General features: G+C 71.3%; 16 protein-coding genes. 6 read left to right on the top strand and 10 right to left on the bottom strand.

All coding sequences use genetic code 11. From position 1 onward, the window contains the following. Positions 1 to 56 precede the first annotated feature (56 nt). Complete coding sequence (locus tag HNR61_RS34820; protein WP_182847381.1) at positions 57 to 1277, top strand: sensor histidine kinase; 1221 nt, start codon at positions 57 to 59, stop codon at positions 1275 to 1277. A 57-nt stretch (positions 1278 to 1334) separates the two neighbouring features. Further along, a complete protein-coding gene (locus tag HNR61_RS34815; protein WP_067826167.1) occupies positions 1335 to 2015 on the top strand; it encodes a response regulator in 681 nt (226 codons plus the stop codon). Between the two features lie 148 nt (positions 2016 to 2163). Here HNR61_RS34815 and HNR61_RS34810 read toward each other — a convergent pair whose 3' ends face one another. The 8 genes from HNR61_RS34810 to HNR61_RS34775 all read right to left on the bottom strand — a co-directional run bounded on the left by HNR61_RS34810 (position 2164) and on the right by HNR61_RS34775 (position 11889). Continuing rightward, positions 2164 to 3282 carry an ABC transporter ATP-binding protein gene (locus HNR61_RS34810; protein ID WP_312898247.1) on the bottom strand — a complete coding sequence of 373 codons (1119 nt, stop codon included), beginning with the start codon at positions 3280 to 3282 and terminating at the stop codon, positions 2164 to 2166. Positions 3283 to 3299: 17 nt separating this feature from the next. Then, complete coding sequence (locus HNR61_RS34805) at positions 3300 to 4382, bottom strand: ABC transporter ATP-binding protein (protein ID WP_182847380.1); 1083 nt, start codon at positions 4380 to 4382, stop codon at positions 3300 to 3302. Further along, complete coding sequence (locus HNR61_RS34800; protein ID WP_182847379.1) at positions 4382 to 5392, bottom strand: ABC transporter permease; 1011 nt, start codon at positions 5390 to 5392, stop codon at positions 4382 to 4384. Before HNR61_RS34800 ends, HNR61_RS34805 begins: the two co-directional genes overlap by 1 nt. 96 nt (positions 5393 to 5488) lie before the next feature. Beyond that, positions 5489 to 7243: an ABC transporter substrate-binding protein gene (locus tag HNR61_RS34795; RefSeq protein WP_182847378.1), complete on the bottom strand. Its 1755-nt coding sequence runs from the start codon at positions 7241 to 7243 to the stop codon at positions 5489 to 5491. A gap of 36 nt (positions 7244 to 7279) precedes the next feature. Continuing rightward, positions 7280 to 8284, bottom strand: coding sequence for an ABC transporter permease (locus HNR61_RS34790; protein ID WP_182847377.1), 1005 nt, complete (start codon positions 8282 to 8284; stop codon positions 7280 to 7282). Between the two features lie 476 nt (positions 8285 to 8760). Beyond that, positions 8761 to 9225: a hypothetical protein gene (locus HNR61_RS34785; protein WP_182847376.1), complete on the bottom strand. Its 465-nt coding sequence runs from the start codon at positions 9223 to 9225 to the stop codon at positions 8761 to 8763. A 527-nt stretch (positions 9226 to 9752) separates the two neighbouring features. Beyond that, on the bottom strand, positions 9753 to 10430 hold the full coding sequence (locus HNR61_RS34780; protein ID WP_182847375.1) for an HAD family hydrolase: 678 nt from the start codon (positions 10428 to 10430) through the stop codon (positions 9753 to 9755). Between the two features lie 85 nt (positions 10431 to 10515). Then, entirely contained in the window at positions 10516 to 11889 is a 1374-nt protein-coding gene (locus HNR61_RS34775; RefSeq protein WP_182847374.1) for a hypothetical protein, read from the bottom strand. A 233-nt stretch (positions 11890 to 12122) separates the two neighbouring features. Between HNR61_RS34775 and HNR61_RS34770 the strand changes: the two genes are divergently transcribed. Further along, a complete protein-coding gene (locus tag HNR61_RS34770) occupies positions 12123 to 12623 on the top strand; it encodes a hypothetical protein (RefSeq protein ID WP_182847373.1) in 501 nt (166 codons plus the stop codon). 59 nt (positions 12624 to 12682) lie between these two features. Here the strand turns inward: HNR61_RS34770 and metH are convergent, their stop codons facing one another. After that, positions 12683 to 16162: a methionine synthase gene (gene metH / locus HNR61_RS34765; RefSeq protein ID WP_182847372.1), complete on the bottom strand. Its 3480-nt coding sequence runs from the start codon at positions 16160 to 16162 to the stop codon at positions 12683 to 12685. A gap of 161 nt (positions 16163 to 16323) precedes the next feature. On the opposite strand from metH, the gene HNR61_RS34760 reads away from it, so the two are divergent. The 3 genes from HNR61_RS34760 to HNR61_RS34750 all read left to right on the top strand — a co-directional run bounded on the left by HNR61_RS34760 (position 16324) and on the right by HNR61_RS34750 (position 18961). Next, positions 16324 to 16782: a universal stress protein gene (locus HNR61_RS34760; protein ID WP_182847371.1), complete on the top strand. Its 459-nt coding sequence runs from the start codon at positions 16324 to 16326 to the stop codon at positions 16780 to 16782. Positions 16783 to 16961: 179 nt separating this feature from the next. Further along, the gene (locus HNR61_RS34755; RefSeq protein WP_182847370.1) at positions 16962 to 17804 is read left to right on the top strand and encodes a PAC2 family protein; all 843 of its coding nucleotides are present in this window, start codon (positions 16962 to 16964) and stop codon (positions 17802 to 17804) included. Positions 17805 to 18133: 329 nt separating this feature from the next. Further along, the gene (locus HNR61_RS34750; RefSeq protein ID WP_182847369.1) at positions 18134 to 18961 is read left to right on the top strand and encodes an oxygenase MpaB family protein; all 828 of its coding nucleotides are present in this window, start codon (positions 18134 to 18136) and stop codon (positions 18959 to 18961) included. A gap of 31 nt (positions 18962 to 18992) precedes the next feature. On the opposite strand, the gene mshC is transcribed toward HNR61_RS34750, so the two are convergent. After that, on the bottom strand, positions 18993 to 20234 hold the full coding sequence (gene mshC / locus HNR61_RS34745; protein ID WP_182847368.1) for a cysteine--1-D-myo-inosityl 2-amino-2-deoxy-alpha-D-glucopyranoside ligase: 1242 nt from the start codon (positions 20232 to 20234) through the stop codon (positions 18993 to 18995). Positions 20235 to 20318 lie beyond the last annotated feature (84 nt).

Raw genomic sequence — 20318 nt, 5'->3', positions numbered from 1 at the left:
CGGATCCACGCGCAGGAGGGCTCACGACCTGCTGCCGCTCTCATAGGGTGAGAGTCGTGTCACCCCGCATCCGAGGTCTGCGAGCCTGCCGTGCCTGGTTCCTGGCGCGTCCGGTGGGCGCCGACGCCCTGCTGGCGCTGGTGCTGCTGCTGGCGGGCATCCCGCAGCTGGTGTGGCGGGACCTGCCGCCGGACGTGGCGGACTCGTTCGCCGAGGCCGATCTGCGGCAGGTCGTGACGGTGACGGTGGTCACCCTGACGATCTCGTTGCGGCGGGTGCGTCCGCTGTCGGTGCTGCTGGTGGTGCTGGCCGGGCAGTTCGCGCTCACGGCCTGGCACTACCTGCCGACGATCCCGGAGGTGGCGGCGTTCCTGATCGCGGTCTACAGCGTCGCGGCGCACCGGGGCCTGGCGCACAGCGCGCTCGGCGGGGTGGCGGCGCTGGCGGTGTTCAACGTCGTGTTCACGATGGTGCCGGTCGACAACAGCCTGATGGTGCTGCTCACCAACAACGCGCTGGTGGCGGGTGTGTGGATGCTGGGCCGCAACCTGCGGCTGCGGCGCGCCTACTTCGCCGAGCTGGAGGACCGGGCGGCGCGGCTGGAGCGGGCCCGGGGCACCGACGCGCGCGCCGCGCGGATCGAGGAGCGGTCGCGGATCGCCCGTGAGCTGCACGATGTGGTGGCGCACCATGTGAGCGTGATGACGGTGCAGGCGGGCGCGGCGCGGCGCATCATCGACCGCAACCCCGACGGGGCGCGGGAGGCGATGGCCACGATCGAGGAGGTCGGGCGGACCGCGCTGAGCGAGATGCGGCGGATCGTGGGGGTGCTGCGCACCGACCGCGACGCCGACAGCGCCCGCGGCGAGCTGGCGCCGCAGCCGGGCCTGGGCGACCTGGGCGAGCTGCTGGACCATGTCCGGGAGACGGGCCTGTCGGTGCAGTTGTGGATCGAGGGCGAGGCGCGCCAGCCGTCGCCGGGGGTGGACGTGGCGGCGTTCCGGCTGATCCAGGAGGCGTTGACCAACACCCTCAAGCACGCCGGGCCGGAGGCGCGGGCCTGGGTGCGGTTGGAGTACACCGACGAGGACCTGACGGTGGAGATCGAGGACGACGGGCGTGGCACCGCCACGATCATCGCCGACAAGGACGACAATCCCGGCCATGGGTTGGTGGGGATGTACGAGAGGGTCGCGTTGTACGGCGGTGAGCTGCGGATCGGGCCGCGGGTCGGTGGAGGTTTCGGCGTGCGGGCCCGGTTCCCGCTGGAGGCGTAGCGTGATGGTGGAGCAGGTGGCCGGATGGGCGGCCCGGCAGGCGGCGGAGGCGAAAAGGTGAGCACACGGGTGCTGCTGGTGGACGACCAGCCGCTGCTGCGGACCGGGTTCCGGCTGATCCTGGAGGCCGAACCGGACCTGGCGGTGGTCGGGGAGGCCGGGGACGGCGCGGCGGCGGTGGAGTTGACGCGGTCGCTGCTGCCGGACGTGGTGCTGATGGACATCCGGATGCCGGGTGTCGACGGGATCGAGGCGACCCGGCGGATCATCCGGGACGGGGCGGCCTCGCACGACCCGAAGGTGCTGATCCTGACGACGTTCGACCTGGACGAGTACGTCATCGAGGCGGTGCGGGCCGGGGCCAGCGGGTTCCTGCTGAAGGACTCGCCGCCGGAGGACCTGGTGCAGGCGATCCGGATCGTGGCGGCCGGGGACGCGATCGTGGCGCCGAGCGTGACGCGGCGGCTGCTGGACAAGTTCGCCACGCGGCTGCCCGCCGTGCGCGACGCCGTTCCCCCGCCGGGTCTGGACACCCTCACCGACCGTGAGCGTGAGGTGCTGACGCACGTGGCGCGCGGCCTGTCCAACGCCGAGATCGCGCGGGAGCTGGTCGTCAGCGAGACGACCGTCAAGACCCACGTGGGGAACGTGCTGGCCAAGCTGGGGTTGCGTGACCGCGTGCAGGCGGTGGTGTACGCCTACGAGACGGGACTGAGCCGCCCCGGCCAGACGGGGTGATCCCAGGGGGCGGGGCGGCATCACCGTCCCGCCCGGTCCGTTCCCATCGGCCCGGCCCGTTCCGCCGAATACGTTCCGCCGGAAGGGCCTGGGAACGGTGAAGGCCCCGCGCGGACACCGGGTCCGTGCGGGGCCTTCGCCGTGCGTGCTACTCCTTGCGCAGCGACGGGGTCGGCAGGTCCGTCGCGGGCGGGGACACCGCGCTCTGCGCGACCGCGTCGGTGGCGCTGACGGTGGTGTTCTCCGGGAAGTGGCAGGCGACCTGGTGGCCGGGGCTCAGCTCGGCCAGCGGCGGCTCCTGCGTCTTGCAGATCTCCTGCGCCTTCCAGCAGCGGGTGTGGAAGCGGCAGGCCGGCGGCGGGTCCAGGGGGCTGGGCACGTCGCCCTGCAGCCGGATCCGCTCGCGTCCCTCGCGCTTGGCCGGGTCGGGCACCGGGACCGCCGACAGCAGCGCGTTGGTGTAGGGGTGCATCGGCCGCTCGTACAGGTCGTTGCGGTCCGCGACCTCGACGATCTTGCCGAGGTACATGACCGCGACCCGGTCGGAGATGTGCCGCACCACCGACAGGTCGTGCGCGATCACCACGTAGGTGAGGTCCAGCTCGTCCTGGAGGTCCTCCAGCAGGTTCACCACCTGCGCCTGGACCGACACGTCCAGCGCCGACACCGGCTCGTCCGCCACGATCAGCTTCGGCTTGAGCGCCAGGGTGCGGGCGATGCCGATGCGCTGGCGCTGGCCGCCGGAGAACTCGTGCGGGTACCGGTTGTAGTGCTCGGGGCTGAGGCCGACCAGCTCCAGCAGTTCCTGCACGGCCTTCTTCACGCCGTTCTCGGTCTGGATCTTCTGCAGCCGGAACGGGGCGCCGACGATGGCGCCGACGGTCTGGCGCGGGTTCAGCGACGAGTACGGGTCCTGGAAGATCATCTGGAGGTCGCGGCGCAGCGGGCGCAGCCGCGACTGGGACATCCGGGTGATGTCCTCGCCCTCGAAGGTGATCTTGCCGAAGCTCGGGTCCAGCAGCCGCATGATCATGCGGCCGGTGGTGGACTTGCCGCAGCCCGACTCGCCCACCAGGCCGAGGGTCTCGCCCTTGCGGACCGAGAACGACACCCCGTCCACGGCCTTGACGGCGGCGACCTGGCGGCGCAGCAGACCGGCGTGCACCGGGAAGTGCTTGCCCAGGTTGTCGACGTCCAGCAGGACCTCGCCCTGGGGGATGGCCCGGTCCGTGGCGGTCGGCCCGGTGGCGTTGTCAGTAGTGCTCACAGTGTTCCCCCGTGCGGTCACAGCTTCGGCCGGATCTCGGTGTCCCAGATCTCCCGCCGCCTGTCCAGCGGGAGGTGGCAGGCGGCCTTGTGGCCCGGCTCCACCTCGACCAGTTCGGGCCGGTCGGTCTCGCTCTTGCCCCCGTTGAGGTCCCGATAGGCGCAGCGGGGGTTGAAGGCGCAGCCGGACGGCACGTTGATCAGGGAGGGCGGGGTGCCCTTGATCGGCATGAGGCGTTCGGTGCGGTCGCGGTCCAGCCGCGGCATCGACCCCAGCAGGCCCCAGGTGTAGGGGTGCAGGGGACGGTGGAAGGCGTCCTCGACGCTGGCCTGCTCGACGCTGCGGCCCGCGTACATCACCAGGATGTCGTCCGACAGCTCGGCGACCACGCCGAGGTCGTGGGTGATCATGATGATGGCGGAGTTGAACTCCTGCTGCAGGTCCCGGATCAGGTCCAGGATCTGCGCCTGCACCGTCACGTCCAGCGCGGTGGTCGGCTCGTCGGCGATCAGCAGTTCGGGGTCGCAGGACAGCGCCATCGCGATCATGGCGCGCTGCCGCATGCCGCCGGAGAACTGGTGCGGGTAGTCGTCGACGCGCTTGTCGGGCTTGGGGATGCCGACCCGGCCGAGCATGTCGATGGCGTGCTTGCGCGCCACCTGCTTGGAGACGTCGTTGTGCACCCGGTACGCCTCGACGATCTGGTGGCCCACCGTGTAGAAGGGGTGCATCGCCGACAGCGGGTCCTGGAAGATCATCGCCATGTGCTTGCCGCGCAGCTGGCGCACCCGCTCGGGTGACAGGCCGACCAGCTCCTCGCCGTTCAGCCAGATCTCGCCGGAGACCTTGGAGTTGCGGCGGTTGTGCAGGCCCATGATGGCCATGGAGGAGACGCTCTTGCCCGAGCCCGACTCGCCCACGATGCCGAGGGTGCGGCCGCGCTCCAGCTTGAACGACAGTCCGTCCACCGACTTGACCAGGCCGTCGTCGGTCGGGAAGTGCACGCGCAGGTCGCGCACCTCCAGGAAGGCCGTGGGCGCGCCGGCCGCGGAGTCGCTCACCGTGCCGTCGGTCAGCTCGGCCCGTCGCTTGTCCGTCATCAGCTGTGCCTCACCCTCGGGTCGATGACCCCGTACAACACGTCCACGACCAGGTTGGCCAGGACGATGAACAACGCGGCGAACAGCGTCGCCCCGAGCACCACCGGAAGGTCGCTCTGGTTGATGCCGTCCAGGGCGAGCTGGCCCAGGCCCGGCAGCGAGAACGTCTTCTCGGTGATGATCGCGCCGCCCAGCAGCACGCCCAGGTCCAGGCCGAAGATGGTCAGGATCGGGGTGAGCGTGGCGCGCAGGCCGTGCTTGACGACCACGGTCTTCTCCGGCAGGCCCTTGGCGCGGGCGGTGCGGATGAAGTCCTCGTTCATCGTCTCCAGCATGCCCGCCCGGGTGAGCCGCGCGTACAGGGCGGCGTACAGGAACGCCAGCGCGATCCACGGCAGCAGCAGCGAGGCGAACCACTTGGCGGGGTTCTCGGTGAGGCCGACGTAGTTGACCTCGGGGAGCAGATGCCACTTGTGGACCACGAAGGCCAGGCCCAGCAGGCCGGTGAAGAACACCGGCAGTGACACGCCCGCCAGCGCCACCGCCATGGCGGCGCGGTCGAACAGGGTGCCGCGGCGCAGGGCCGACAGCACGCCGATCGAGATGCCGGCGAGCAGCCAGAGCACCGCGGCCCCGGCTGTGATCGACATCGTGATCGGGAGCCGGTCGATGATCTGGTCGAGCACCGGCTGGTTGGTGCGGAAGGAGTAGCCCAGGCAGGGAGCCGGACAGTCGATCTTCTCGGTTCCGGTGTCGTAGGTGTCACCGGCGACGATGGCCTTGACGAACTTGCCGTACTGGGTGGTGATCGGTTCGTCGAGACCGAATCGTTCCTTGATCGCCGTCAGGGTCGCCGCGTCCGGGGTCTTACCGGCGTAACGGGCGGCCAGGTCGTCGGCGGTCACCCCGGCGGCGCGGGGCACAAGGAAGAAGATGGCGAACGTCACCGCGCTGATGATGAGCAGCAGCCCGACGGCGCCCAGCAGGCGGCGAACAATGAATGCGACCACAGTGTCCGGCCTGGGTGGCCGGCGGGGGATCAGCCCCGCCGGCCACCCGCTGCCTTCACCTGCCTTCTCTCAGGTAGTGCGGGGGGTGGACCGGTCTCAGCCGGTGACACCCATGTTGGCGTAGTCGTACATGCCGTAGCCCGCGTGGAAGTAGACGTTCGTCAGGGACGTCGGGCGGAACAGCAGGGACTTGGCGTACACGTTCGGCAGGATCGCGGCCTGCTCACGGATCCGCGCGTCGATCTCGTTGTAGATCTTGGCGCGCTGGGCCGGGTCCTGGACCTTGACGACCTCGTCCCACTTGCTGTTGACCACGGAGTCGTCCAGCTCTTCGGCGTTGGCGTTGCCGGTCTCGACGATCGCGTCCTTGTCGGAGATCGGCTGCAGGTAGCCGTAGCCGGTGTTCCAGTCGGGGGCCCAGCCGTAGGTGCCCAGGCCGACCTTCTCACGCTTGACGAACGCCGGCGAGCCGAGCTGCTCGTTGGTGTAGGTGCCCGACGGGTAGCCCTTCAGCTGGAGCTTGATGCCGACGCGGGCCAGCGACTGCTCCAGGGCCTCGGCGGTGGCCTTCTCCTTCGGGCGGTCGCTGCGGAACACCATCACGGTCTCGAAGCCGCTGGGCTTGCCGCACTTGTTCAGGGCGTCCTTGGCCGCGTTCACGTCACCGGTGAAGTTGACGTCGGCCTTGGTGTAGAAGTCCTGGCCCTTCTCCCGGCCGTCGACCGCGGGCGGCTGGATGGAGGTGGACACCTGGCCACCGGCGTCGCCGCCGTAGGCGCGGAACATCGCCGCACGGTCGGCGGCGTAGACGATCGCCTTACGGCACTCGACGTTCGGGATGTTCTTGGTGTTGATCGGGATGTACCAGTGGAAGCCGGCCAGCGGGTTGTCGGCGTTGGCCTTCAGCTTCGGGTTGGTCAGGATCTGCTGGCGGGCGGCCGCCTGCACGCCCGAGCCCGGCAGGTCGACGTGCACCGTGCCCGCCATCAGCCGGTTGTCGATCTCCTCGGCCTTCAGGCCGGCCTGGACCTCGATCTTGTCCGGGAGCTGCTTGCGGTTGGGGTCGGTCTGCGCGTCCCAGTTGGTGTTGCGGACGAGCGTGCCGCCCTTCTTCGGCTGGTAGTCGCCCTCCCACTTGTAGGGGCCGGACGAGACCGGGTGCATGCCGTAGCGGGTGCCGGTGTCCTTGTCCTGCGGGACCGGGACGGTCTGCCCGCTGAAGCCCACCACCTGGTCGAACTCGGCGAACGGCGCCTTCAGCTTGAAGACCAGGGTGTAGTCGTCCTTGACCTCGACGCCCTTGAACTTGTCGAGGTCCTTGTCCTTGAACGGACCCTTGTAGCCGTCGGCGTCCAGCAGCTGCGTGAAGTAGGACGGGCCGTTGCGCAGGACGCCGCGGTCGAAGGTGCGGGCGACCGCGTACTTGATGTCCTTGGCCTTGATCTCGGTGCCGTCCTCGTACTTGACGCCACGCCTGATCTTGTAGGTCCAGGTCTTGCCCCCGTCGCCCGGCGTGCCCGGCGCCTCGGCGAGGTCGGGGACCATCTTGGAGCCCTCGGCGCCCGGCTTGGAGGCGTAGGTCATGAGCTGCCGCGAGTAAAGGCGGGTGAAGTTCAGACCGTAGGCGTAGTAGATGTTCGCCGGGTCCAGCGACTCGAAGTCGTCGGGCTGCGCGACCTTCAGCACGCCGCCCTTCTTGTCCGAGGCGTTCACCACGGCGGTGGAGCCCGCGTCGAACTTGGCGGAGCTGGTGCCGCCGGAGGAGTCGTCACCACCGCCGCAGGCGGACAACCCAAGACTCAGGACGACGGCACCGGCCGCCGCACTGGTCACGACCTTGGGAGATTTCATCGGTTCCCTTTCGCTAATACCGGTCGTACGCCGGGGTCATCGGGCTCGTGGGTCCAGGGCGTCGCGCAGGCCGTCGCCGAACAGGTTGAACGCCAGCACGGTGATGAAGATCGCGAGACCCGGAACGATCACGAAGTGGGGGGCCACCGTGTACAGCTCGGTGGCCGCCGACAGCATCCCGCCCCAGGACGGGTCGGGTGGGTTGATGCCGACACCGAGGAACGACAGCGCCGCCTCGAACAGGATGTTGGTCGGGATCAGCAGGGTGGAGTACACCAGGATCGGCGCGACCAGGTTGGGCAGCACCTCCTTGAACAGGATGTGCGTGTTGCGGGCGCCCATGCTGCGCGCGGCGTCGACGAACTCGCGCTCGCGCAGCGACAGTGTCTGGCCGCGGATGATGCGGCCGATGTAGGGCCAGTTGAAGAAGCCGATGATGAACACCAGCACGCCCATGCGCAGGTCGTTGCCCGCCAGGCCGAGCATCTTGTTGGGGATGACGCCGACCAGGGAGATGGCGAACAGCACCAGCGGGAACGCCAGGAAGATGTCCATCAGGCGGGCGATGACGGTGTCCACCCAGCCGCCGAAGTAGCCGGCGATGATGCCCATGACCGTCCCGATCACCACCGAGACCAGCGTGGCCAGCACACCGATCAGCAGCGACACCCGGGCGCCGAACAGGATGCGGCTGAACAGGTCGCGGCCGTTGATCGGCTCGATGCCGAACGGGTGGTCGGCGCTCATGCCGCCGAGGCTGCCGATCGGCCCGCCGAGGGTCGGGTCGACCAGGTTCTGGTGGAACTGGTTGGGCGGGCTGCCGAAGGTGCGCGACAGCAGCTCGGTGACGCCGGGCAGCGACATCACGATCAGCAGCAGCACGACCAGGGCACCGCCCATCGCCACCTTGTCGCGCTTGAGCCGCATCCAGGCGATCTGCCCGAGGGAACGGCCCTGGATCGCCTTGCGACCACTGCCCGCAAGGACGGCGTCCGGCTGGGCCTGTTGTTCGGCCCCGGTCGCCTCGATCGGTGCGGTCACGCTCCGTACCTCCTACCACTTCGGCCACTTCGGCCACGCTGCCGCCGGCGTAACATCCGGCGATCGCGGAGATCGTCCGCTCCCCCGTGCCCGTTACGCCGCGTTTGCTGGAGGGAAACCTAGTGCTTCGGGCACGACTGTCCATCCGTGAGGGCGCCTTCGCCAGTACCCGTAGCTGACTTGTGATCTCGTCGTCATCAAGGGCACATGAGACGTGCGCAGCACAAAGGACAAAGTACGCAGATCGTATGTGGCCGACCGTCACGTTGAGCAAGCGACAGGCGGGACACCCCGGCAAGCTTTACCGAGTTGAGTCCGTTCTGATACCGCCGGCGTCGCAGGTCACGGCCGGTTAGACAAGATCAGCTGCTAAGAGTGTAAAGCACGCGGCGGACCGGGGACCGTCACGGCGCGTACAGGACGCGCCCGCGGTACCCCGGTCCGCCGCGACGGCCGGGACTGTCGTTACCCGAAGGTCACTTGATTCCCCTGTTGCGGAGGATCTCCTCGATCTCGGCCATGTCGTCGTCGAGGGCGGGCGCGGCCTCCCGCCGCTCCACCGCCCGGCGCGGCGCCGGCGCCTGGGCCCGCCCCTGCTTCCCGGCGGGCTTCCCGGCCGGCCTCCCGGCGGGCTTCCCGCCCCCCGCTCCGGTCGCCGGCGCGGCCTCCCGCCCGGCGCGGCGGCTCAGCATCGCGCCCGACACCACGTACAGCAGCACCGCCAGGCCCGCCACGACCGCACCCGCCCACCTCACCGGGCTGAACGCCAGGGTGACGAAGAACTCGGTGGCGCCGGTCAGCGCGGCGGCCAGCGGCAGCAGCGACAGCGCCGCGCCGCGCATCCCCGAGGCCGCGCCCCGCCGCCGCGCCACCCCCCAGCTGAGCACCAGGCCCAGCAGGGTCACGCCCAGGCTGATGGCGAAGATCAGTGTGTCGCTCATACCGGCCCCCTCGTACCAGGCGCCCCGACGGTGCGACGGGCGCTCCTCCCATCGTCACACGTTCCCGGCGGGCCGCCACTCCTCCCGTGGGACGGTTCGGCGGCCCGCCCGGTTCCTCCTCAGGCGTGATCTCTCCCCTAGGGACACGGGGACCCGGCGCACAGCGGAACGGGGTCCGGAACGCTTTCGGGAATGGCTGCTTCCGTCCCTGCCGATTTCCACCGAAACCATGGGGAGAAAAGGCGTGAAATAAATTTCGGCGCGCATCGCGGGCACGCGCCCGGCGTGCGGGCGAGGCCCCTCCCGGGGGTCTGTCCCGTGGACGCGACCCGGCCTATCAGCAGGTCACATCAGGGGTCGCGCCCCGGTCGACACCGCCGGTCCCCCGACCTTCCAGGGACCGGCGCCCCCTGGTGGGAGCCACCTTCGTGATCACCTCTGGCATCGCGGCCCCGGCTCCCGGGAATGTCCGGGACCGTTCGGCGACGGATCACCGGAGAACGACCGGATACGGGAAGGGGAGGAATTCAGAGCGTCTTTCCCGCCAGGGAGCGCAGCAGCGGGACGTCGACCTCGGTCAGGGAGGCGACGACGGTGCGGCCGGGGGCGGGCTCGACCGGCAGCACGTGCGGGACGGCGACCACGTGCGCCCCGGCGGCCTGGGCGGCGGCCACGCCGTTGGGCGAGTCCTCCAGCACCACGCAGTGGCGCGGTTCGACGCCGAGCCGCCCGGCGGCCGTCAGGTAGGGCTCGGGGTGCGGCTTGGTGCGGGTGACCTCGTCCCCGGCGACGGTGGTCGCGAAGTGGTCGCCGCCGATGCTGCCGAGCGCGGCCTCGATGAGCCCCCGGTGGCTGGAGGACACCAGCGCGGCGGGGATCCCTGCCGCGCTGACCTCGGTCAGCAGCTCCTTGGCGCCGGGCATCAGCGGCACGCCCAGCGCCAGCCGCCCGGTCATGGTGTCCAGCAGACGGCGCCCCACCTCGGCGGGCGGGACGTCGGCGCCGGTCAGCTCCAGCATGTAGGCCACGGCGACGTCCAGGGACCCGCCGACCAGGTTCCTCTGGTGCTCCTCGCTCCACACGCCGCCGAGCCACTCGACCGTCTCGTGCTCGACCTCCAGCCACAGCCGCTCGGAGTCGATCAGCAGGCCGTCCATGTCGAACAGGACGGCCCGCAGCCCGCCGGTCGCGTCGTGCACCCTCATGCCCCTCTCGAAGATCTTTTGTCCGGTCCTCGAGGCTATGCCAGGCGGCCGACCGGACCGTACGGCGGCGGTGACGCCCGGCCGGCTAGGAGACGACCAGCTGGGTGACCGACGGGCCCGACAGGGGGACGGACAGGCGGCCGCCGGTGACCGGCAGGGTCCCGAGCGGGCGGGGCAGGGCGTAGCTGACGGTGGTGCCGTCCTTCTGGTGCCCGGTGACCGTGGTGCCCTGGGAGAGGGCCACGGTGGCGGTGCGCGGCGTGGCGCCCTTGTTGACCACGACGATCACCCGGGGGTCGGCGGAGGCGTAGACCTCGACGTCCGGCAGGGAGGTCGCCGACGACACCAGGGTGGAGCCGAAGCGGGCCAGGGAGGTGCCCTGCGCGCCGGTGAAGAAGCCGAGCCCCTGGTAGACGGGCATCCGCTCGTTGACGCCCGCGCCGTTGCGCGCGTAGGCGGGGCGCTGGTCGCCCGGCCGGTCGTACAGGATGCCGAGGGCGCCGTTCTTGTCGCCGTACAGGAACCCCGAGCCGCCCGCCCGGGCGATGTGCCCGAAGACGCTGGCGGACCACCAGATCGCGGCGTTGCGGTACTGGATCGGGCCGTCGCCGACGTTACCGCAGCTCGCCGGGGGCAGGTGCTCGCTCCAGTCGCTGTTGAGCTCGCCGACCTGGATCTCGATCCGGTCGGCGCGGGCCGGAACGGTCTCGGTGACGACCGCGCGCGCCCGCTCGATGTCCTGGCCCCACTCCCCGGTCCGCGCCAGCAGCTCGCCGTCGCAGCGCAGCACGTCGCCGCCGGCGCCGTACTTGTGGAAGTCCACGAAGTCCACGCGGGAGCCGCTGACCCGCAGGAACTCCCTCAGGTAGGTCATGTCGGGCGACGCCGCCCCCGGGCCGCCGACCTCGATCGTCGGGTCGACGGCCTTCATGGCGTCGTGGACCCGGTTGAACGCGGCGGCGTAGGCGGCGGCGTCGGGGTGCTCGTTGCCGACGATCCAGCGTTCGACCCGCTGGGGGGAGGCGCCGGTGTTGAAGTGGCGGACGAGGTTGGCGGCGTCGGTGGCGTCCAGGGGGACGATGACGGCCGGGGCCGCGCCGAGCGCCTTGATCGAGGAGATCCAGTCGGCGCCGGTGTGGGTGGTGTCGGCGCCGGCACCACCGGCGACGATCTTGCTGGTCGGGTCGCCGGGCCTGGTGTACCTCAGCTCCATGCGGGCCTGGCCGTAGCGGCCGCCACCGAGCATCGAGCGCACGGCGGCGTCGTTGGTGACGTAGCTGCCGGAGCCGTAGCCGGTGATGTCGATGTTGAAGGTCGTGCGGGGAACGGGCCGGACCGCCGCGCCGAAGTCGACCGTGATGTCGGGGGCGGGGGCGGCGGACGCGGCGGCGGGGACCAGGGCGAGGAGTCCAGCGGCGGCGGGGGCGAGCAGCCGGAGGGCGGCGGGGCGTACGGGCATCGGGCCTCTCCCGGGGGGGCGGAACGTCACCGGACACCCTATTGATCTTGAGTGCGCCGCGGGGCGCCGGCCGCGTCGAACGGCCGGGATCCGGGCGCGGATGGGTCCGTGGGACCAGGGGGCGCTGGCCCCGGGGCACCAATCCGGTCCCCAAGTTCGCCTCACCCGTGGCGGGCGGGCGTCATGATCGCCACCATGGGTGCGTCCCTGACCGACTCCCCCTCGGAGGAACGATGTCCTTCAGCCGGTCCGCACGCCGTGGCGCCACCCTGACACTGGCCGTCGGCGCCGCCCTGGCCCTCGCGCCGGTCACCGCCCACGCCTCCGGTCCCTCCGGCCCCTCCGGCGGTGACGGCACCGTCACCGCCGCCGCCGCGAAGAAGAAGAGCAACTTCGACAAGAGCCGCAACGGCACCAGGGCCAAGGGCTGGGTCGGCTGGCACGACGGCCTGACCAACGACAAGGCGGAGTGGAAGATCGACGTCCTCGACGTCCAGACGGGCAAGTGGTGCGCCCAGGCCCGCGTCGTCGTCGACAGGCCCGGCAACGACAAGGAGTACACCAGCAAGAAGGTGTGCGGTAAGGGCAAGAAGTACACCTGGAAGCACAAGACCGGCTCGGTGGCGTTCCTGCGCGGCGTGAAGATCCAGCTGTGCAGGAACCTGCCGGTGAGCAACTCCTACCAGAAGTGCGACCGGGTCCACTACATCAAGAACCCGTTCTACGCCTACTGATCGGTGAACGCCAGGAGCCGGCCGGTCCCCGCGGGGGCCGGCCGGCTCCTGGCGTTCCGTCAGGCGTTGAAGTACTTGGCCTCGGGGTGGTGGACGACCATCGCGTCGGCGGACTGCTCCGGCACGAGCTGGAGCTCCTCCGACAGGGTCACGCCGATCCGCTCGGGCCTCAGCAGGCGCACCAGGGTGGTGCGGTCCTCCAGGTCCGGGCAGGCCGGGTAGCCGAACGAGTAGCGCGCGCCCCGGTAGCCGAGCTTGAAGAAGTCGTCGACGTTCTCGGAGTCCTCCGCGCCGAAGCCGATCTCGGAGCGGATGCGGGCGTGCCAGTACTCCATCAGCGCCTCGGTGAGCTGGACCGACAGGCCGTGCAGCTCCAGGTAGTCGCGGTAGGCGTTCTTCTCGAACAGCTCGCCCGTCGCCCGCGCGATCCTCGAACCCATGGTGACGAGCTGGAACGCCACCACGTCGGTCTCCCCCGACTCGCGGGGGCGGAAGAAGTCGGCCAGGCACAGGTGCCGGTCGCGGCGCTGGCGCGGGAAGGTGAAGCGCTCGCGGTCGGAACCGTCGTCGTTGAGGATGACCAGGTCGTTCCCCTCCGACACGCACGGGTAGTACCCGTACACGACGGCGGCCTCCAGCAGGCCGTCGGTCTGGACGCGGTCCAGCCACATCCGCAGGCGCGGGCGGCCCTCGGTCTCCACCAGCTCCTCGTAGTCGGGGCCGTCGCCGCCCCGGGTGGGCTTCAGGCCCCACTGGCCCATGAAGGTGGCGCGCTCGTCCAGGAACGCCGCGTAGTCGGCCAGGGGGATGCCCTTGACGATGCGGTCGCCGAAGAACGGCGGGTTCGGCAGCTTGTTGTCGGTGGCGACGTCGGAGCGGGAGGGCATGTCCTCCGGCTCGGTGACCTGGAGGGTCGCGCCCTTCTTCACCCGGCGCTCGCGCAGCGGCGGCAGCGTCGCGCCCGGCTCGCCGCGCTTGACGGCCATGAACGCGTCCATCAGCCGCAGCCCCTCGAACGCGTCGCGGGCGTAGCGGACCTCGCCGCCGAACAGCCCGGCCAGGTCCTGCTCGACGTAGGAGCGGGTCAGCGCCGCGCCGCCGAGCAGGATCGGCCACTGGTCGGCCAGGCCGCGCTGGTTCAGCTCCTCCAGGTTCTCCTTCATGATCACCGTGGACTTGACCAGCAGGCCGGACATGCCGATGACGTCGGCGCGGTGCTCGCGGGCGGCCTCCAGGATCGCCGACATCGGCTGCTTGATGCCGATGTTGACGACCTCGTAGCCGTTGTTGGACAGGATGATGTCCACCAGGTTCTTGCCGATGTCGTGGACGTCGCCCTTGACGGTGGCCAGCACGATGCGGCCCTTGCCGCCGTCCTCGGACTTCTCCATGTGCGGCTCCAGGTAGGCCACCGCAGTCTTCATGACCTCGGCGGACTGGAGCACGAACGGCAGCTGCATCTGCCCGGACCCGAACAGCTCGCCGACGGTCTTCATGCCGTCCAGCAACACCTCGTTGACGATCGCCAGCGCGGGCTTCTGGGTGAGGGCCTCGTCCAGGTCGGCGTTCAGGTTCTCCAGCTCGCCGTCGATGATGCGGCGCTTGAGGCGCTCCCACAGCGGCAGCGCGGCCAGCTCGGCGGCGCGGCCCGCCTTCATCGCGGCGGTGTCGACGCCCTCGAACAGCTCCATGAACCGGATCAGCGGGTCGTAGCCGTCGCGCCGCCGGTCGTAGACCAGGTCGAGGGCGACCTCGCGCTGCTCCTCGGGGATCCGGTTCATCGGCAGGATCTTGGAGGCGTGCACGATCGCCGAGTCCAGGCCGGCCTCGGCGCACTCGTGCAGGAACACCGAGTTCAGCACGATGCGGGCGGCCGGGTTGAGGCCGAACGACACGTTCGACAGGCCGAGGGTGGTCTGCACGCCCGGGTAGCGGCGCTTGAGCTCGCGGATCGCCCCGATCGTCTCCAGGGCGTCGCGGCGCGACTCCTCCTGGCCGGTGCCGATCGTGAACGTGAGGGTGTCGACGATGATGTCCTCGACGCGCATCCCCCAGGTGCCGGTCAGCTCCTCGATGGTGCGGGCCGCGACGTCGACCTTCCACTCGGCGGTGCGGGCCTGGCCGCTCTCGTCGATGCACATCACGACGACGGCGGCGCCGTGCTCCCTGACCACCGGCATCAGCCGCGCCATCTTGGAGCCGGGACCGGCGCCGTCCTCCAGGGAGACGGAGTTGACGACGGCGCGGCCGCCGAGCATCTCCAGGCCCGCCTCCAGGACGGGGATCTCGGTGGAGTCCAGCACGATCGGCAGGGTCGCGGCGGTGGCCAGGCGGAACGCCAGCTCCTTCATGTCGGCCACGCCGTCGCGGCCCACGTAGTCGACGCACAGGTCGATCATGTGGGCGCCGTCGCGGGCCTGCTCGCGGGCGATGCGCACGCAGTCGTCCCAGCGCTGCTCCAGCATCGCCTCGCGGAACGCCTTGGAGCCGTTGGCGTTGCTGCGCTCGCCGATCGCCAGGTAGGAGGTGTCCTGGCGGAACGGCACGTGCTGGTACAGCGAGGCGGCGCCCGCCTCGGGGCGCGGGTCGCGCTCGGCGAGCGCGCGGCCGCGCACGCGGTCCACCACGGCCTTCAGGTGGGCGGGGGTGGTGCCGCAGCAGCCGCCGACCAGGTTCAGCCCGAACTCGCGGGTGAACGTGTCGTGCGCGTCGGCCAGCTCCTCGGGGGTCAGCGGGTAGTGGGCGCCGTCGGCGGTCAGCACCGGCAGGCCGGCGTTGGGCATGCAGGACAGGCCGATGCGGGCGTGCTTGGCCAGGTAGCGCAGGTGCTCGCTCATCTCGGCCGGGCCGGTGGCGCAGTTGAGGCCGATCAGGTCCAGCTCCAGGGGCTCCAGCGCGGTGAGGGCCGCGCCGATCTCCGAGCCCATCAGCATCGCGCCGTTCTGCTCGATGGTGACCTGGCCGATCAGCACGGTGTCGGCGCCCGCCGCGGCGATCGCCCGCTTGGCGCCGATGAGGGCGGCCTTGGCCTGGAGCAGGTCCTGGCAGGTCTCCACCAGGATCGCCTGCGCGCCGCCGGCGATCAGGCCCTCGGCGTTGCGCTGGTAGGCGTCGCGCAGCTCGGCGAAGCCGATGTGCCCCAGCGTCGGCAGCTTGGTGCCGGGCCCCACCGACCCGATCACCCAGCGGGGCCGGTCGGGGGTCGAGCAGGCGTCGGCGACCTCGCGGGCCAGCCGGGCGCCCGCCTCGGCCAGCTCGAAGATCCGCTCGGTGATGCCGTACTCGCCGAGGTTGCCGAGGTTGGCGCCGAAGGTGTTGGTCTCGACGCAGTCCACGCCCGCGTCGAAGTAGGCCTGGTGGACCGAGCGGACGATGTCGGGACGGGTGACGTTGAGGATCTCGTTGCAGCCCTCGTGGCCCTCGAAGTCCTCCATGGTGGGGTTGCGGTCCTGGAGCATCGTCCCCATACCGCCGTCGGCCACGACGACGCGGTCTCGGAGGGCCTGGCGCAACGACTGCGGAGTGGGAGGAGTGCTCATGACAGGACACCTTATCCGGCCGGGCCCGCACACCACTTGAACGTCCAATTGCTGGACGCCGTTGCGACGCAGGTCACTTCGGCGTGTCGGGACGCCCGTGACGGATGGGACATCAGACCGATAACGTGCCCCCACTGACCTACTTACCGGTAAGGAGCGGCATGAGCGCCTACCGCACCATCCTCGTCGGAACCGACGGCTCGGACTCCTCGTTCCGCGCCGTCGACCGGGCCGCCCAGCTGGCCGCCGCCACCGGCGCCACGCTGCTGCTGGCCTCCGCCTACCACCCGATGCCCGAGCGGGAGCGGCTCGCCGCCGCCGACCGGCTGGGCGACCTGGCCTACAAGGTGCAGGGCTCCACCCCCGCCGACGACGCGCTGCGCGCCGCCCGGGAGCGCGCCGTCGCCGCCGGGGCCAAGGAGATCGAGCAGATCGCGGTCGAGGGCGACGCCGTCGACGTGATCGCCAGGCTGGCCCGGGACCGCGCCGCCGAGCTGGTCGTGATCGGCAACCGTGGCCTGAACAGCCTGGCCGGCCGCATCCTCGGCTCGGTCCCGGCGAACCTGTCGCACCGCGCTCCCTGCGACGTGCTCATCGTGCACACCACCGACGGGAAGTGACGCAATCGTGACCCGGCCCGTTCCGCCGCCCGCGCCGCGCAGGTCTGGCCGGCGGGACGGCGGGGTAGGACCCCGGCAGGACGTAGGCTGACTGCCAGATCGATCATGCGGGGCCCGACCCCCCCGGGAATGCCGGGCTCCGCGGGGACGCTGTACCCGACGTCGGAAGGAGGCAGCGCGTGGTCGAGCTCGAAGATGTGCCGGAACTGGTCGAACCGGTGCTGGTGGCCGCCTTTGAGGGGTGGAACGACGCCGGGGAGGCGGCCAGCGGGGTGATCCAGCACCTGGCGACGGTCTGGGACGCCACGCCCATCGCCGAACTCGACCCCGACGACTACTACGACTTCCAGGTCACCCGCCCCCTGGTGGAGCTGGTGGACGGCGAGACCCGCGGCATCACCTGGCCCACCACCCGGATCCTGTGGGCGCGGCTGCCGTCGGGCCGCGACGTGATCCTGGTGCACGGCATCGAGCCGAACATGCGCTGGCGCAGGTTCTGCCGCGAGCTGGTCGGGCTGATGCTGGAGCTGGGCGTGCGCGAGGTCGTGCTGCTCGGCGCGCTGCTGGCCGACGCCCCCCACACCCGGCCGGTTCCGGTCACCGGGGCGGGCTCGGACGCGGGGCTGGTGTCCTCGCTGCACCTGGAGCCGACCCGCTACGAGGGGCCGACCGGCATCCTCGGGGTGCTCCAGGACGCCGCCGCCAAGGCCGACCTGTCCACGGTGTCGTTGTGGGCGGCGGTCCCCCACTACGTCGCCCAGCCGCCGTCGCCGAAGGCGACGCTGGCGCTGGTGCGGCGCGTGGAGGACGTCCTCGACGTGGCGATCCCGCTGGGCGAGCTGCCCGAGGAGGCCCGCGCCTGGGAGAACGGCGTCAACGAGCTGGCCGAGGAGGACTCCGAGGTCGCCGAGTACGTGCGGACCCTGGAGGAGCAGAAGGACGCCACCGAGCTTCCCGAGGCCAGCGGCGACGCCATCGCCCGCGAGTTCGAACGCTACCTGCGCCGCCGCGACTCCACCTGACCCCCGCCCTCCCCTTCCGACCGTCCGTGACGGGACCGCCTCCGCCGGCTCAGCGGCGGCGGTCCCGTTCCGCTTCGGCGGTCTTCTTCACCGAGCCGCACACCCACAGCGCGACCAGCACGCCGGGCAGCATGGCCGCCAGCAGCTCCAGACCCATCTCGCCCCCTTCGCCGATCCCCCTACCGGTCCGCGGCGGAACCTACCCGTCCTGGAGCGTTCCCAACCGATGATCTCCCCGGCCTGTTGACAAAACGCCAACAAGCTGTTGAGAAGCCGCACCGGCTGCGAAAGTATGTGCTTACGGACGTCTCCCTCGCGGAAGGACCCCGATGAGCGCTCCGGCCCCCGTGCCCGACCGGACCGTCCTGCGGCGGCTGGCCGCCGAGCCCGCCGTGATGCTGGCGGCCGGGCGCGCCCTGCTGCTCCAGGTCGCCCACCCCAAGGTCGCCCAGGGCGTGGCCGACCACAGCGACCTGCGGAACCGGCCGCTGGACCGGTTGCTCGGCACGCTGGACTTCCTGGCGATCGTGGCGTTCGGGACCCCGGAGGAGGCCGAGCGCATGGGCCGGGCGATCCGCCGGATGCACGACCGCATCACCGGCCCCGGCTACTCCGGCAACGACCCCGACCTCCAGGTGTGGGTGAACGCCACGCTCATCGACGCGGCGCTGTACGTCTACCGGGACGTCCTGCGCTCCCCCGACGGCGACCTGGCGGCCTCCTACATCGACCAGGCCCGGTACGTCGCCGACGTGCTGGGCTGCCCGCCGGGCGCGCAGCCCGCCGACGAGGAGGCGTTCGGCCGCTACATGGACGGCATGATCGCCACGCTGGAGGTCTCCGACACCGGCCGGGCGGTCATGCGGGAGGTCCTGTGGGCGCCGAGGCTGCGCCCGCTGTGGCCGGCGATGGCGCTGTTCCGGTTCGTCACCACGGGTCTGCTGCCGCCGCGCGTCCGCGACCAGTACGGGCTGCCCTGGGGGCCGCGCCGCGAACGGCTGCTGTGGCTGCTGCTGCGCACGGGCGCGTCCGGGTACCGGCTGGTGCCGGGCCGTCTGCGCCGCGCGGGCGTCCCGCTCTACCTGTGGGCCTCGCGGCGCCGGATCGGGCGCAAGGCCCGCCGGTACGCCGCCGCGAGGTCGGCCGCGAACGTCTGAGGGACGCCCCGAGCGCCGCCCCGAGCGCCGCTCAGAGGGCCACGCCGAGCAGGGCGTCGACCAGCGCCCGCACCCGCCCGGGGGCGGCGGTGTCGCCGCCCTCGCCCGCCAGGGCCCGCTCGGCCCAGCGGTCCACGGCGGCCAGCGCCGCCGGGGCGTCCAGGTCCCCGGCCAGGGCGTCGCGGACCTGCGCGGCGACGGCGTCCGCGGCCGGGCCGGACGCCGCGCCGGACGCCGCGCGCCACCGCTCCAGGCGCGCGGCGGCGGCCTCCAGCTGCTCGTCGGTCCACTCCCAGTCGCTGCGGTAGTGGTGCGACAGCAGCACCAGGCGGATCGCCATCGGGTCGACGCCCGCCCGCCGCAGCCGCGACACGAACACGAGGTTGCCGCGCGACTTGGACATCTTCTCGCCGTCCAGGCCGACCATGCCCGCGTGGACGTAGGCCCGGGCGTGCGGGTGCTCCCCGGTGGCCAGCTGGGCGTGCGAGGCGCCCATCTCGTGGTGCGGGAACGCCAGGTCCGAGCCGCCGCCCTCGACGTCGAACGCCATCCCCAGGTACTCCAGGGAGATCGCGGCGCACTCGATGTGCCAGCCGGGGCGGCCCTTGCCGAACGGCGAGTCCCAGCCCGGCTCGCCGGGCCGCTGCGCCAGCCACAGCAGCGGGTCGAGCGCGTCGCGCTTGCCCTCGCGGTCGGGGTCGCCGCCGCGCTCGGCGAACAGCGGCAGCATCTCCTCCCGGTCCAGCCGGCTCACCGACCCGAACGTGGGGTCGGCGGCCACGGGGAAGTAGATGTCGGAGTCCACCTGGTAGGCGGCGCCCTTGCCCTTGAGCCGCTCCACCATCTCGACGACCAGCGGGATCGCCTCGACCGCACCGATGTAGTGGTCGGGCGGCAGGATCCGCAGCGCGGTCATGTCCTCGCGGAACAGCTCGATCTCGCGGTCGGCCAGCTCGCGCCAGTCGATGCCGTCGCGCTCGGCGCGCTCCAGCAGCGGGTCGTCGACGTCGGTGGCGTTCTGCACGTACAGCACGCGGTGCCCGAGGTCCCGCCACACCCGGTTGACCAGGTCGAACGTCAGGTAGGTGTTGGCGTGGCCCAGATGGGTGGCGTCGTAGGGGGTGATCCCGCACACGTACATCCGGGCCGTCCCGCCCGGCGCGGTGGGCCGCACCGCGCCCTGTCCGGTGTCGTGCAGGGCCAGGGGGCGGGAGGCTTCCGGCAGGCCGGCGTCGGACAGTTTCGGCACTTCGGGTGCGGACCACGATCGCATAACGGAAAGCTTAGCCCCGCCCTGTTCATGGCCTTACAGCGAGATCATCCCAAAGATCACGGTTTTCCCGGAGGGGGACGCCTC

Source organism: Actinomadura kijaniata (assembly GCF_014138665.1).
Lineage (GTDB): Bacteria > Actinomycetota > Actinomycetes > Streptosporangiales > Streptosporangiaceae > Spirillospora > Spirillospora kijaniata.
The sequence above is the reverse complement of the archived record's forward strand: the minus strand, read 5'-3'. Positions and strand labels throughout refer to the sequence as shown.

Bases quoted from the DNA above. Each gene is read 5' to 3' on its own strand.
- HNR61_RS34805 (WP_182847380.1), bottom strand. From the start codon at position 4,382: ATGACGGACAAGCGACGGGCCGAGCTGACCGACGGCACGGTGAGCGAC.
- HNR61_RS34795 (WP_182847378.1), bottom strand. From the start codon at position 7,243: ATGAAATCTCCCAAGGTCGTGACCAGTGCGGCGGCCGGTGCCGTCGTC.
- HNR61_RS34785 (WP_182847376.1), bottom strand. From the start codon at position 9,225: ATGAGCGACACACTGATCTTCGCCATCAGCCTGGGCGTGACCCTGCTG.
- HNR61_RS34780 (WP_182847375.1), bottom strand. From the start codon at position 10,430: ATGAGGGTGCACGACGCGACCGGCGGGCTGCGGGCCGTCCTGTTCGAC.
- HNR61_RS34775 (WP_182847374.1), bottom strand. From the start codon at position 11,889: ATGCCCGTACGCCCCGCCGCCCTCCGGCTGCTCGCCCCCGCCGCCGCT.
- HNR61_RS34770 (WP_182847373.1), top strand. From the start codon at position 12,123: ATGTCCTTCAGCCGGTCCGCACGCCGTGGCGCCACCCTGACACTGGCC.
- metH (WP_182847372.1), bottom strand. From the start codon at position 16,162: ATGAGCACTCCTCCCACTCCGCAGTCGTTGCGCCAGGCCCTCCGAGAC.
- HNR61_RS34760 (WP_182847371.1), top strand. From the start codon at position 16,324: ATGAGCGCCTACCGCACCATCCTCGTCGGAACCGACGGCTCGGACTCC.
- HNR61_RS34750 (WP_182847369.1), top strand. From the start codon at position 18,134: ATGAGCGCTCCGGCCCCCGTGCCCGACCGGACCGTCCTGCGGCGGCTG.
- mshC (WP_182847368.1), bottom strand. From the start codon at position 20,234: ATGCGATCGTGGTCCGCACCCGAAGTGCCGAAACTGTCCGACGCCGGC.